A 13,986-nucleotide genomic window follows, 5' to 3' on the forward strand; every position below is an offset into this window, starting at 1 on the left:
GTGTGCCGCCGCCCGCCGGTTCAGTCCTTGAGGAAGTCCAGGACCCTGCCGATGACCTCGGGGTCGCCCAGGATCCGGCGGTGGCCCAGCTTGCGTGTGATCAGCAGCTCCGCCCGGTCGCCGTAGCTCGCGGCCAGCCGGCGGCCCTGGTCGACGCCGACCTCGCGGTCGTTCTCGTCGTGGACGACGAGGATCCGCGCCGTGACCTCCTCCGGCCGGTGGTCGGCGGAGAAGCGGTTCCAGATGTCCCGCTCGGGGGCGAAGTGCAGCTCGCTGCGCCGCCGCAGTTCGCCGGCGAGGGCCGGGCGCAGGCCGAGCTGCCCGCAGAAGGTCTCCGGGAGCGAGCCGAAGTCCGCCACGGAGGAGATGGACACGAGCCGCTCGGTGACGAGGCCGCCGCGGGCCGCCAGGTAGGCGGAGGTGCCGCCGAAGGAGTGCCCGACGACCGCGTGGAAGTCGCCGTACCGCTCCTGCACCGCCCGCATGACCGCGCCGTGTTCGAGGATGGTGCAGGTCGAACCGGCCGACGCGCCGTGGCCGGGGGCGTCGTAGGCGACGGCGGTCAGGCCGAGGGCCTCGATGCCCTGGACGAAGCCGGCGAAGTTCGCGGCCCGCCCGCTCACGCCGTGCACCAGCAGGACGGGCTTCTCGCCGCTGCCCCAGCGGTACGTGCGGATCTCGCGTCCGCCGACCGTGAGGGTCTCCTGCTCCGCGCGGTCGTGGACCTCCCGCTGCTCGGGCCGGACCGGGGTGCGGGGCGGCGCGCCGAGGAACAGCTTCCAGGCCGGCGCTCCGGCCGCCTTGACGGAGACGTACGACATGGCGTTGATGACGTTGCGTATGGTGCTGAGGGAAGCCATCCGGTTGCCTGCTTTCTCGCTTGGTCGGGACGGGAAGTGGGGGGAACAGGCGCCGACGCGGCGCCCGGGGAGCTCAGTTGACCTGGCGCTCCCGGTCCTGCCAGAAGCGGTCACGCAGTTCCCGCCGGAGGATCTTTCCACTCGGATTGCGCGGGAGGGTCTGGATGAACTCGAAACCGGACGGAATCTTGAAGTCGGCGATCGTGCCCTTGAGCGAGAGCACGAGCTGCCGCGGACTGACCTCGTGACCGGGCCTGACCACGACGAACGCGTGGATGGCCTCGCCCCAGCGCTCGTCCGGGACGCCCACGACGGCCGCCTCCACCACGGCCTCGTGCCGGGCGAGCGCGTTCTCGATCTCGGCCGGATACACGTTCTCGCCGGCCACGATGATCGTGTCCTTGATCCGGTCGCAGATGAACACGTAGCCGCCGTCGTCGAGATAGCCGGCGTCCCCGGTGTGGATCCAGCCGTCCACGAGGGTGTCCGCGGTGGCCTCGGGCAGCCCCCAGTACGAGAGCATCCGCGACGGCGTGCGCAGGCACACCTCGCCGATCGCGCCCGTGGGCAGCACCCGGCCCGCCCGGTCGATCACCTTGGCCTCGAAGCCCGGGTAGGGCCGCCCCGCGGCCTTCAGCCGGGCCCCGCCGGCCACGTGCTCGTGCGGCGGCAGGCAGACCGCGGTGTTCCCGGTCTCGGTGAGCCCGTAGATCTGCGCGAACTCGCAGCCGATCCTCTCCAGGCACTCCTGGAGCAGGCTCTCGGAGATGGGCGAACCGCCGTAGACGATCTTGCGAAGGGTCGCGAAGTCGGCGCTGCCCGCGCCCGGTTCGGCCAGCATCATCTGGAGCATCGCCGGGACCAGGCAGGTGGTGCTGACCCCGTGCTCGCGGATCAGCCGCACCGCCTCGCCGCTGACGAACATCCGCATGGCGACATTGGTGACCCCCGCGTTGAAGCCCTGCGTGGCCCACCAGAGGCCGCCGATGTGGAAGCCGGGGATGCCGATGAGGCTGACGTCCTCCGCCCGCCAGTCGATCCACCGCAGATCCTCGGACGCGAGGGCGTCGCGCACCTTGAAGAAGCTGCGGTGCGCGAGCACCACGCCCTTGGGCAGGCCCGTGGTGCCGCTCGTGTAGATCTGGGCGATCGGGTCGTCGGGGGCGGCGGACGTCTCCGGGTCGGCGTCCGAATGGCCCGCCTGCCAGGCGGTGAAGCCGCTGCCGCGGCCCGCCGGGCCGTCGAGGGCGACGATCCGCACCTGCGAGGGCAGTCCGGCGGCCGCCTTGTGCGCGACGTCGAGGAACTCGTCCTCGACGAAGAGCAGCCCGGTCCCCGAGTCCCGCAGGATGTGGTCCACCTCGGAGGCCGTCAGCCGCCAGTTGACGGGGACCAGGACCGTGCCGGCCTTCGCGCAGCCGAAGAGGATGTCGTAGTAGTGCTCCGACTCCTTGCCCAGGTACGCCACCCGGGAGCCGCGCACCGCCCCGGCCGCGTGCAGCGCGCGCGCCGTCCGGTTGCTGCGCCGGTGCAGCTCCCCGTAGCCGACCTCCCGGCCCTCGCAGACCACGGCCGTCCGGTCGGGGCGTTCGGCGGCGTGGAAGGCCACCGTGCGGTCCAGGGTCTGCAACTGCGGGTGGTACATGTCCGGCTCCTCGCTCCTCAAGTCCACTGGTTGCCCTCCGGCCAGTACCGCCGGCCGCGTACGGGCGCCGGTCCGGGCGCCTGCCGCGGGGGCCCGTCCACGCCCTCCATCAGGACGTGCGCGTTGGTTCCGGTGAAGCCGAACGCACTCACCCCGGCCAGCCGCCGTGGCGCGTCCGGCCACGGCTGCGAGGCCGTCGGCACGCGCAGTGCCATGCGCTGCCACGGGATCGCCGGGTCCGGGACGTCGAAGCCGGGCTGCACCGGGACCGTGCGGTGGTTCAGCGCCAGCACGGCCTTGATCAGGCCGGCCGCGCCGGACGCCGTCTCCAGGTAGCCGAGGGTGCCCTTGGCCGAGCCGACGAGCAGCTCGGGGGCGTTTGCCGAGTCCCGGCCGTAGACGCCGGCGAGGGTCTCCGCCTCGATGACCCCGCCCAGCTTGGAGCCGTTGGCCTGCGCCTCGACGTAGCCCACCTCGTGCGGGTCGATCCCGGCGGAGCGCAGCGTGTCCGCGATGACCCGCCGCTGGCCCAGCGCGGACGCCGCGGCCATGGCGGGCCGGTCGCCGTGCTGGTGGATGCCGCTGCCGCGGACCACGGCGTACGGGGTGTCCCCGTCCGCCTTGGCGTCGGACTGCCGCTTGAGCACCAGCACCCCGCAGCCCTCGCCGCGCACGTGCCCGTCGGCCGCCGCGTCGAAGGGCCGGCTGCGGCCCGTCGGCGAGACCATGCCCGCCTGCGCGAACACGGCCGTGGTGAACGGCGCCAGCAGCAGGTGGCAGGCGCCGACGACGGCGAGGTCGCACTCGCGGGCCCGCAGCGCGTGCGAGGCCAGGTGCAGCGCGGTCAGCGCCGAGGAGCAGGCCGTGTCGACCGTGAGCACCGGCCCGCCCAGCCGCAGCCCGGTGGCGACGCGGGCCGCGGCGGCGCTCAGCGCGCCACCGGTGCCCATGTACGGGGAGAGGCCCTCGGGTCCGACCCCGTTGCGCAGACAGGCGTAGTTGTACTCGACGGTGCTCACCCCGGCGAACACCCCGACCCGGGCGTCGGTGCCGGGCGCCGCTCCCGCGTCCTGGAGCGCCTCGGCGGCCACCGTCAGCAGCAGTCGCTGCTGGGGGTCCATGAAGGACGCCTCCTCCTCGCCGATGCCGAAGCGCTCGGCGTCGAAGAGGTCGATGTCCGCCAGGTAGGAGCCCTGGCCGAGCAGCCCGGCCAGGGGCGCCAGGTCGGGTGCGGCCGTGTTCCACCGGGGGCGGCCGGTGGAGTCGACGGGTATCCCGCCGCCACCGGCCACCACCCGGCCGTCCCGCAGCGCCTCCCAGTACTGCCGGGGGCTGTCCAGGCCGCCCGGCAGGCGGCAGGCGAGGCCGGTGACGGCGATGCCCTCGCTCTCGCGCAGCCGCTGCCGTGCCAGCAGCAGGACCAGCTGCTTGTGGGAGAGCCCCGACAGGGACTCGATGTACTCCTTCACCGCGTCACAGATCCATCAGGTCGGCGAGTTCGGCGTCGGCGTCCTCCTCGGACAGCTCCCGGACGTCCTTCGGCGCCCGGCCCGCGGCCCCCTCGTCGGCGGCCGGCGGGGCGATCTCCTGGTCCAGGTACTCGGCCAGCAGCAGGATCGACGGGTAGTCGAACACGATCGACGTCGGCAGCGGCACCTGGAAGCCGGCCTCCAGGGCGTTCTTCAGCTCGACGGCCACCAGGGAGTCGAGTCCCAGCTCGGTGAACTTCGCGTCCGCCGGGACGTCGTCCGCGCCCTCGAAGTGGAGGAGCACGGCGATCCGTTCCCGGATCAGCTCGTTGACCGTGGCCCGGCGCTCGGCCCGGGGCAGGGCCCGCAGCGCCTCCAGGTCGACCTTGCGCACCGCCGCGGCCGACGCCCGCGCCACCTCGCGGTAGAGCGCGCTCGCCGCCGGACGCCCGGACGCGTACCGGTCCCAGTCGAACTCGCCGACGGTGACGTGCGACTCGCTGCCGCCCAGCGCCTTGAACAGGCACCGAGCGCCGTCCGTCGGCTTGAGGAACCGCATGCCCTGGCCCTCGATGCCGCGGATCAGCTCGGCGCTGAGGTTCGCGGCCATGCCCACCTCGGCCCACGGCCCCCAGCCGATGCTCAGGCCCGGCAGGCCCGCCGCGGAGCGCCACTGCATCACCGTGTCGATGAAGGCGTTGCCCGCCGCGTAGTTGCCCTGTGCCACCGGTCCCAGCACCGAGGCCACCGAGGAGTAGCCCACCAGGAACGGCTCCTCGGGGAAGGTCCGCAGGACCTGGTCGAGCTGCCAGGTGCCGAACACCTTCGCCTCGAAGACCTTCTCGATGCTCTCCCAGTCCATCGCCGAGATCGGCATGTCGGCCAGGACGCCCGCGCCGTGGAAGACGCCCGCCAGCGGCCTGCCGGACGCCTTGAGGTCCTCGGCGATGCGGAGCACGTCCTCGGTGCGGGCGATGTCGCCCTGGTAGGCGGTCACCGAGACCCCCTCGCCGAGGCCGGCCGCGATGGCCGCGGTCCGCTCGGCGGACACCGCCCGCCGGCTGACCAGCCCGATGTGCCGGGCGCCCAGGGCGACCAGGCGTTCGGCCGTGACGGTGCCGATGGCGCCCAGACCGCCCGTGATCAGGTACGTGCGGTCCGCGGCGATCTCCACGGGCCGGGCCGGGCGGTCGCCCGACGCGGTGAGGTCGAGGACGAGCTTGCCGATGTTCGCACCCCGGCTGAGGACCCCGAACGCCTCCTCGATCTCCTCCAGGGAGTACGAGGTCGTCGGGATGGGCCGGATCTCCTCGCGCTCCAGCAGCCCGGCGACGGTCTCCAGGATCTGCTTGTTCACCGAGCGCAGCTCGTGCTCGGGGAACTCACTGAGGTCGAAGTTGTGGTACGCCACGTCCGGACGCGCCTCGTGTGCCTGCTCCGCCGACCAGATGCCGATCTTGCCGAGCTCCACGAAGCGCCCGCCCCGGCCCAGCGCCCGCATGCCCTCGGCGATGTACTCCTTGTTCAGGCTGTTGAGGACGATGTCGACGCCCGCGCCGCCGGTGATCTCCAGGATCCGGTCGGCGAACTGCGGGGAGCGGGAGTTCAGGACGTGCTCGACGCCCTGGGCGTGCAGCAGGGCCTGCTTGCGCGGGCTGGCCGTGGCGATGACCTCGGCCCCGGCGAGCTTCGCCAGCTGCACCGCGGCCTGCCCCACCCCGCCCGCGGCGGCGTGCACCAGCACCGTGTCGCCGGCCTTGATGCCGGCCAGGTCGTGCAGGGCGTAGTACGCGGTCACGTACGCGGTGGCCAGGCCGGCCGCCTCGGCGAAGCCGACGTTGGCGGGCTTGCGCACCGCCATGGCCGACGGCACCGTCACCCGGCGCTTCATGCACCCGAGGTGGCTGAGGACGACCTCGTCGCCCGGGGCGAACTCGGCGTCCGGGCCGGCCGCGAGGACCGTGCCGGAGCCCTCGAAACCGAGGGGCAGCCGCTGGTACGGCACCCCGGTGTCCTCGGCGTGCTGCTTGAGCAGGCCGAGCGCGTTGAGGACGTCCTTGAAGTTGAGGCCCGCGGCGTGCACCTGGACCTGCACCTCGTCCCCCTGGGGGGTGACGTCGGCCAGCGGCACCGGCTTGATGTCGGCGAACTCGCCGTACTGGGTCACGGTGAGCTCGAAGTTCTCGTCGTCGGCCGCGGCCGGCTCCACGGGGCGCAGCCGGCGCACGTGGCGGTTGCCCGCCCGGTAGCCGATCTGGAACTCCTCGGCCTCCGCGGCCAGCCACTCGTCGGCCAGCGACCGTGCGTCGCCGCCGTCCGGCAGGTCGACCAGGGTGACCTTGTACGTCGGGTACTCGCTCCACAGGGACAGGCCGAAGCCCCACAGGGAGGATGCGGGCACGGCTCCGGCACCCGGCGCGGGCACGTCGCCCGGCAGCCGCTGAGCGCCCTCGGTGACCAGCCACAGCCTCTGCTCGCGGCCGAAGCCCTGCTGCTCCAGCGAGGCCAGCAGCGCCAGCAGGTCCCGGTAGTTGGCCTCGGACTCGGCACGCAGCCGCTCCTCGGTGACCGGGCCCGGCTGGGCACGCCAGAACCAGGCCACGTCGGTGGGCCGGCCCGTCAGGGCCTCGGCCGCGCGGGCCGCCGAGGCGGCGTCGGGGGCGAAGGCCAGGGCGGCGTCCGCCGCCGCGAGCTCGGGGACCGCCCCGGCGAGGTCGGCCTCGTCCCGGCCGACGACCAGGATCCGGCGGGCGCCGTCGGTGCCGCGCCGCACGAGTGAGCGCTTGGTCCAGCGCGGAGTGTGGAAGAACCTGCGGCGGGGCCCGCCGGCGGTGTTGGCCACCCGCTTGAAGCCCAGGTCGCGGACGACGAACAGCGGCCGGTCGCCCTCCAGCAGCAGCAGGTCGGCGGTGAGTTCGCCGTCGGCGTTCTCCTCGCTGGTGATCCGCGCCAGGCTGCGCAGGGCGCCCTGCTTGGGCTTCTTCAGCAGCTGGAAGGTGCCGAAGGCGACCGGGAGGTAGGTGTGGCCGTTGTCGAGGACGGCCGCGAGGGACTGGATGACGTTGTCGAGGACGGACGGAGGCATGTGCTCCACCGCGCCGGCCGGCCGGCCGAGCAGGTGCGCGACGGCCACGCCGTCGCCCTCGCGGGCCAGCAGCTCGATGCGGCGGAACTCGGGGCCGTACTCCAGGCCGAGGTCGGCGAAGTCGGCGTACAGGTCGTCCGCGCGGCGCGGAGCCGCAGCCGGCGCGCCGGTGTCGGCGGCGGCCCGTGCGGACAGTTCGGCCGCGGCCTGCTCCAGCTCGGGCAGCAGGGTCCAGCCGGCGGCGATCCGGGCGACGGCGTGCCGGCGCTCGATGGCCCGGCCGGAGCCGTCGACCCGGCTGACGATCTCTACCTCGGCGCCGCCGTCCGGCAGTTCCGTCAGGCGGGTGCGGACCTCGGTGGGCTGATCCTCGGTGAGGATCAGCGGTTCGAGGATGTCCACACCCTCCAGCGGCCGGCCCGTCTCGCCGTACACGGCGTCCTGGAGCGCCAGCAGGATCTCGACGTAGCCCGCGCCGGGGAACACCACCTGGCCCATGACCACGTGGTCGGCGAGCTGGGCCGGGCGGTCGGGGGCGATGGTCGCGGCGAACTCGCGCACGCCCCGCTCCCGGCCCGCCGTGTCGGTGATCTCCTGGCCGAGCAGCGGGTGGTGGACGCGCGAGGCGTCGGCCACCAGCTCCTTGGAGTGCCGGACGCCGTTGATCGGAAGCCAGTAGCGCTTGCGGTCGAAGACCGTGCGCGGCAGCGGGACGCGGCGGTGCGGGCGGCCCGCGTGGTAGCCGGCCCAGTCGACGTGCAGGCCCGCGGCGTAGACGTCGGTGAGAGCCTTGCGGGCCGTGGAGCCGGCGGTGTCCTCGGCGCCGGTGCTCGCCACCCACACGTGGTCGCGGGCGTCGAGGATGCGCCGGCCCAGGCCCAGCAGCGTCGCGGCGGGCCCGACCTCGATGAAGACGTGGCGGCCGCGAGCGCCGATGGTGGCCATGCCCGCGGCGAAGTCGACCGGTTCGCCGATGTGGCGCACCCAGTACTCGGGGGTGGCCAGCTCGGCCGGGTCGGCGACCTGGCCGGTCAGGTTGGAGACCAGGGTCAGCTCGGGCACCCGGAAGTCGATCGTGGCGACGACCTCGCGGAACGCGTCGAACACCTCGTGCATCAGCGGCGAGTGGAAGGCGTGCGAGACCGGCAGCGCCTTCGTCTTCACCTCGCGGGCGGTGAGCGCGTCGGTGATTTCGGCGAGGGAGGCGGTGCCGCCCGAGATCACGCACTGGCCGGGGGCGTTGAACGCGGCGAAGGAGACGTCCGCGTAGGCCTCCAGCAGCGGCGCCACCTCCTCGGCGGGCGCCGTCACGGCGACCATGCCGCCGGGGGCGGTCACCGACTGCATCAGCCGGGCGCGGGCGGCGACCAGCCGCACGGCGTCCTGCAGCGAGAACAGCCCGCCGATCGCGGCGGCGACGACCTCGCCGATGCTGTGGCCGATCAGGACGCTCGGTTCGATGCCCCAGCTCAGCCAGAGCTTCGCGGTGGCGTACTCCAGGGCGAACAGCGCCGGCTGGGTGTAGCGGGTCTCGTGGATCACCTCGGCGTCCGCGGCGGTGCCCAGGACGAGGTCCTTCACCGACCGGCCGAGGCCTTGCGCGAACAGCTGGTCGCAGGCGTCCAGGTGCTCACGGAACACCGGGTACGCGTCGTAGAGCGCGCGGCCCATTCCCGGGTACTGGGAGCCCTGCCCGGTGAAGAGCAGCGCGACCTTGCGCAGGTCGGAGGCGGCCGCGGGGGTCTTGTCCAGGAGCGCCTCCAGCTCGGCGCGGTCCCGGACGACACCGGTCAGGCGGGTGCCGAAGTGGGCGCGGCCGACATTGCCGGTGTAGCAGAGGTCCGCGAGGTCGGCGTCCGGGTTCTCGGCGAGGAAGGCGCGGTAGGCGCGCGTCTGGAGGGCCAGGGCCTTCTCGCCCTTGGCGGAGAGGGTGAAGACATGCCCCGCGGCCTCCGGAGGGTCCTGGTCGGGGTGCGCCTGCCCGGCGGGTGCGGGCGGCTGCTCCAGCACGGCGGAGGCGATGGTGCCCTGGAAGCCGAAGGAGTTGATCAGGGCGCGGCGGACCGGCGCCGCCCAGGCGCGGCCCTCGTTCGGCACCTCGACGGGCATGTCCGCCCAGGGGATGTGCGACGAGGGCTTGTCCACGTGCAGGTGCGGGTAGATCTCGCCGTTCTGCAGCTGGAGCGCGGCCTTGACGACACCGCCGATACCGGCGGCGGCCTCCATGTGGCCGATGTTGCTCTTGAGGGAGCCGACGACGAGCGGCGCGTCCGCGGTGTGGGACCGGGAGAAGACCCCGTTGATGGCGCCCATCTCGATGGGGTCGCCGAGGGAGGTTCCGGTGCCGTGCGCCTCGACGTAGGAGACGTCGCCGGGTTCCAGCATCGCCGCGGCCAGCGCGGCCCGCATCACCTGCTCCTGCGCGGAGCCGTTGGGGACGGTCAGGCCGCCGCTCTCGCCGTCCTGGCGCACGGCCGTGCCGCGGACCAGGGCGATCACCCGGTCGCCGTCGCGCAGGGCGTCGGACAGCCGCTTGAGGACGACCATGCCGCAGCCCTCGGCGCGGCTGTAGCCGTCGGCCGAGTCGTCGAAGGTCTTGCACATCCCGTCGGGCGAGAGCATGCCCGCCTGGGAGAAGACGATGTGGTTGCGCGGGTGGTGGATGGCGTTGACGCCGCCGCACAGCGCGATCTCGCACTCGCCGCGCCGCAGCCCCTCGACCGCGAGGTGCAGGGCGACCAGCGAGGAGGAGCAGGCGGTGTCGATGGCCATGCTCGGGCCGCGCATGCCGAGGAAGTAGGAGATGCGGCCGGCCGCGACGCTGTGGGCCGTACCGGTGCCGACGTTGGCGTCCAGCTCGTCGTAGGCGAGGTCGTCGATCTCGATGGTGTAGTCGACGCAACTGATGCCGACGTAGACGCCGCCGTTGCCGCCGCGCAGGCCGGTCGGGTCGATGTTGGCGTGCTCCAGCGCCTCCCAGGCGGTCTCCAGTACGAGCCGCTGCTGCGGGTCGATGTACTGGGCCTCCTTGGGAGAGATGTTGAAGAAGCGGGGGTCGAACCGGTCGATGCCGTCCAGGAAGCCGCCGCTGTGCGGCAGGATCCTGCCCTTGGCGTTCTCACCCCCGGAGGCGAACTCCGCGACGTTCCAGCGGGATTCGGGGATGGGGCCGGTCCCGACACCGCCGGCGCGCAGGAACTCGGTGAAGCCCTCGGGGGTGTCGTTGCCGCCCGGGAAGCGGATTCCGGCCCCGACGATGGCGATGGGCTCGTACTTCTCCAGCATCAGCTCCTTGAGGAGCTGCTTGTGCTGCCGGAGTGCCTCACGGGACGCCTCCAGCTCATCCTGCTCACGGGCGGGCGTGTTGGGCACGGTCTTTCCTCCAGATCCGGCAGGGCCGCGGGGGCCCTGCCGGAGAGACGTGGTCAGGCCTGGTAGAGGTCGCTCAGCAGATCGTCGACCAGGGACTTGCGCAGGTCGGGTGCGGCGGGCGCGGCGGGGGCCGCCGGGCCGGGCGCGGGCGTGCCGTCCAGGGGCTGCGTGAGCAGGTGGTCCAGGAGCCGGTCGACCGTCGGGCTGCCGAAGAGCACGGACGTGTCGATCGTGACGGCGAGAGCGGCCTCCAGCCGCTGCTTGATCTCGGTGGCGCGCAGCGAGGTCAGGCCCAGGTCGAAGTAGTTCTGGTCGAGCGGAACGGTCTCGTCGCCGGTCATCAGCAGGGCCGTACGGAATTCCTGGACCACGAGGGCCTCCAGCTCCGTCCGCCACTCCGACCGGGGGAGCCGCCGGAAGCGGTCGGCAGCACGGGGGTCGATGGTCATGGTTGCACCGCAGTCGTCGCAGTCGTCGCAGTCGTCGGATGGGTGATGGCGATCTTCACTTCGCCGTGGCAGTTGCCGCCGCTCGCGTCCCAGTACCGGCAGGCGGTGTGGACGACGAGCAGCGGCTCGCGGAGGTCGCTGCCCTCCCACTCCACGACGTCCAGGATCTGGATCTCGCCGGAGAAGTGGCGGCCGCGCATGGCCCGCTTGAAGGTGCTGCGGAAGTCGGTGATGAGGAAGTCGGCCAGCTGGCGCTGCCAGTAGTCCTCCATGGACCAGTGCGCGAAGGACTCCAGGAGCCCGTCCTGCACCGACTTCGCGATGACGTAGTACAGCATCTGGTTGTAACAGATGTTGAATTCCACCGAGTTGAAGTGCCCGGTGTCGTCGATGTAGCACGACTCCGGGATCTCGAACGTGCAGCGCGCCGTCAGCGGCCCGTCCGCACCCCCGTCCCCGGTCCCGCCCGCCACCTCGCACGACTTCAGGTACTGGCAGTGCTCCCGGTAGGGCCTGAGCACCTGCGCCAGCAGCTCGGTGTCGGTGTCGAGCCGGTCGGGGCGGGACCCGGCCGGTGGAGTCCTTGTCTGCGTCACGTGTCTCTCCAGAACCGGCACTCAGTAGGAGACGGGCAGTGCGACGGGCGAACGGATGAAGTAGGCCGGCCGGAGCCGGACGTCCTCGGCCGGGATCGTGAGCTTCAGATCCGGCAGGCGACGCAGGACCACTTCGAGTGCGACCGCGATCTGGATGCGCGCGAGCTCGGTACCGGGGCAGTAGTGCGGGCCGAAACCGAAGGCCACGTGCCGGTTGTTGTTCCGCGCGATGTCGAACGTGTCGGGCTCGTCGAACTGCAGGGCGTCGCGGTCGGCGGCGCCGAGGGAGAGCAGCACGGTGTCGCCGGCGGGGATGGTGACGCCCCCGATCTCGACGTCCTCGGCGGCGAACCGCCGGGCCGCGGTGTGGTTCGAACCGAACATCCGCAGGAACTCCTCGACGGCGTCCGCCATGAGCTCCGGCTCCTTGCGCAGCCGCTCCGCGAGGGCGGGGTCCTGCAGGAGCGTGTGGATGGCGCAGCCGATGACGCCCGCGGTGGGGTCGTAGCCGCCCAGCAGGACCATGAAGCCCATGCCGATGAGTTCGTGCTGGTCGAGGCTGCCGCCCTGGTCGTCCTTGCCCTCGATCCACTCGGTCCAGATGTCGTCGCCGGGCTGCGCGCGCTTGCGCTCGATCAGGTCCGTGAGGACCTTCAGCATCCCGATCCCGCCCTCGCGCATCTCCTCCGGGTCGATGCCGAGGATCACGTCGGCCCAGCGCCGGAAGCCCGCCCGGTCCTCCTGGGCGATGTCGAGCATGTCCGCGATGATCTCGATCGGCAGCGCGGCGGCGTACGAGGCCATCAGCTCGGTCTCGCCGTGCTCGCCGAGCTCGTCGATGAGGCGTTCGGCGACCTCGACGATCCGCGGCCGCAGCAGCCGGACCCGCTTGGGCGCGAACGCCATGTTCATGAAGCGGCGCAGGCGGGTGTGCTCGGGCGGGTCCTCCCGTACGAGCGACTTGGTGAACTCCACCGGCAGCGGGAACCGGTGGTAGGTGTCCTTGGCGTGCCGCACGTGGCGTACGAGCCGGTGGTCCCCGAGCCCCTGGCGGACCTCGGCGAAGCGGGTGACAAGCCAGGCCTCCACGCCGTCCGGAGTCCTGATGTGGTGCACCGGACCCTCGGTGTGCAGCCGGCGGTACGTGGCGTAGGGATCGGCGAAGAACTGGGCGTCGAACGGTGTGCCGAGCGGCCCTACGGGGCATCGGGCGGCTTCGACCTGCACGGTGTCCTCCGCCAGGCCCTGACTGCGCTCCAACTTCGTCTCCTCGCTGTGCATCAGACCGTGACGTGCAGGGACTGGGGGACCCGGATGATGTAGGAGGGCCGCCAGACGACCTCCTCCTCGGGCTTGGTGAGGCGCATGTTCGGAAAACGGCGTACGAGTTCGCCCAGCGCGATCTGGAGCTCCTTGCGGGCCAGCTCCTTGCCGGGGCAGTGGTGCGGGCCGCGGCCGAAGGCCAGCTGCCAGTTGTCCTCGCGCCCGAAGTCCATGACCTCGGGGTCCTCGAAGCGCACCGGGCAGCGGTTGGCCGCGCCGAGCGAGATGAGCACGCAGTCGCCCTTGGCGATGTCCACACCGCCGATGTTCATGTCCTCGGCGGCGAAGCGGCGGATGCCGCTGTGCGTGGAGCCGTCCCAGCGCATCAGCTCCTCGACGGCGTCCGGGATGATCTCCGGGTTGTCGCGCATCAGCGCGGCCTTGTCCGGGTTGTTGAGCAGGGCGAGGGTGGACGCGCCGATCTGGCCGACGGTGGTGTCGTAGCCGCCGAGTAGGAGGAAGAACGTCATGCCGATCATTTCCTGATCGGTCAGCGGCTGCCCGTCGGTGTCCTCGGCGGTGATCCAGTACGAGATGAGGTCGTCCGTGAGGTTCTCGCGCTTGTTCGCGATGAGCTCCGTGACGAAGCCGAGCAGGCTGACCGCGGCCTGCTTGGCGGCCACCGGCTCACCGCCGAGCAGCGTGTCGCTCCACTCGCGGAAGCTGCTGCGCTGGTCCTCCGGGACACCGAGGATGTCGCTGGTCATCGTGATGGGCAGGGGGGCGGCGAGCAGGTCCATGATGTCGCCGCCGCCGTCCGCCTCGATGCGGTCCAGCAGGGTGGCGGTCACCTCGTGGATGCGGGGCTCCATGGCGGCGATGCGCTTCGGGGTGAAGGCGAAGTTCATGAACCGCCGCAGGCGGGTGTGCAGGGGGCCGTCCTCCATGTGGAGGTTCCCGGACCGCACGATCTCCGGCAGGATCTCGTTCTCGTAGTCCTCGCCGGCGTAGCGGCGGTTGCGGACCAGACGGCGGTCCTTGAGCGCCTCGCTGGCCTCCTCGTACTTGGTGACGAGCCAGACGAGCGTTCCCTCGGGCAGGCGCACCCGGTGCACGGGCGCTTCCTCGTGCATCTGCGCGTACACCGGGTAGGGGTCCGCGAAGAACTCCTCGTCGAAGGGGTCCTTGTGACCGGTGACGGGACATCCGATGGTCATGGCTACCTCGTTGTTCGGGGTGGGTGCAGA

Annotated in this window: 8 protein-coding genes; all 8 read right to left on the bottom strand. The window is 72.2% G+C overall.

Annotated elements, in window-relative coordinates; translation table 11 throughout:
• Positions 1 to 20: 20 nt before the first annotated feature.
• The gene (locus tag ACFWFZ_RS10595) at positions 21 to 860 is read right to left on the bottom strand and encodes an alpha/beta fold hydrolase (RefSeq protein WP_387119592.1); all 840 of its coding nucleotides are present in this window, start codon (positions 858 to 860) and stop codon (positions 21 to 23) included.
• Positions 861 to 933: 73 nt separating this feature from the next.
• Complete coding sequence (locus ACFWFZ_RS10600; protein ID WP_387119595.1) at positions 934 to 2,505, bottom strand: long-chain-fatty-acid--CoA ligase; 1,572 nt, start codon at positions 2,503 to 2,505, stop codon at positions 934 to 936.
• Positions 2,506 to 2,522: 17 nt separating this feature from the next.
• Positions 2,523 to 3,974, bottom strand: coding sequence for a polyketide synthase (locus tag ACFWFZ_RS10605; protein WP_387119598.1), 1,452 nt, complete (start codon positions 3,972 to 3,974; stop codon positions 2,523 to 2,525).
• Positions 3,975 to 3,978: 4 nt separating this feature from the next.
• Positions 3,979 to 10,431, bottom strand: coding sequence for an SDR family NAD(P)-dependent oxidoreductase (locus tag ACFWFZ_RS10610; RefSeq protein ID WP_387119602.1), 6,453 nt, complete (start codon positions 10,429 to 10,431; stop codon positions 3,979 to 3,981).
• 53 nt (positions 10,432 to 10,484) lie between these two features.
• Positions 10,485 to 10,880 (bottom strand): acyl carrier protein, encoded by a 396-nt coding sequence (locus ACFWFZ_RS10615; RefSeq protein ID WP_387119605.1) that lies wholly within the window; start codon positions 10,878 to 10,880, stop codon positions 10,485 to 10,487.
• Positions 10,877 to 11,476 (bottom strand): FcoT family thioesterase, encoded by a 600-nt coding sequence (locus ACFWFZ_RS10620; protein ID WP_387119609.1) that lies wholly within the window; start codon positions 11,474 to 11,476, stop codon positions 10,877 to 10,879. Before ACFWFZ_RS10620 ends, ACFWFZ_RS10615 begins: the two co-directional genes overlap by 4 nt.
• A gap of 21 nt (positions 11,477 to 11,497) precedes the next feature.
• Positions 11,498 to 12,736 carry a cytochrome P450 gene (locus tag ACFWFZ_RS10625; protein ID WP_387119612.1) on the bottom strand — a complete coding sequence of 413 codons (1,239 nt, stop codon included), beginning with the start codon at positions 12,734 to 12,736 and terminating at the stop codon, positions 11,498 to 11,500.
• A 20-nt stretch (positions 12,737 to 12,756) separates the two neighbouring features.
• Positions 12,757 to 13,956, bottom strand: coding sequence for a cytochrome P450 (locus ACFWFZ_RS10630; protein WP_387119615.1), 1,200 nt, complete (start codon positions 13,954 to 13,956; stop codon positions 12,757 to 12,759).
• Between the last annotated feature and the right edge of the window lie 30 nt (positions 13,957 to 13,986).

The organism is Streptomyces sp. NPDC060232, assembly GCF_042726555.1.
Taxonomy (GTDB): Bacteria; Actinomycetota; Actinomycetes; order Streptomycetales; family Streptomycetaceae; genus Streptomyces.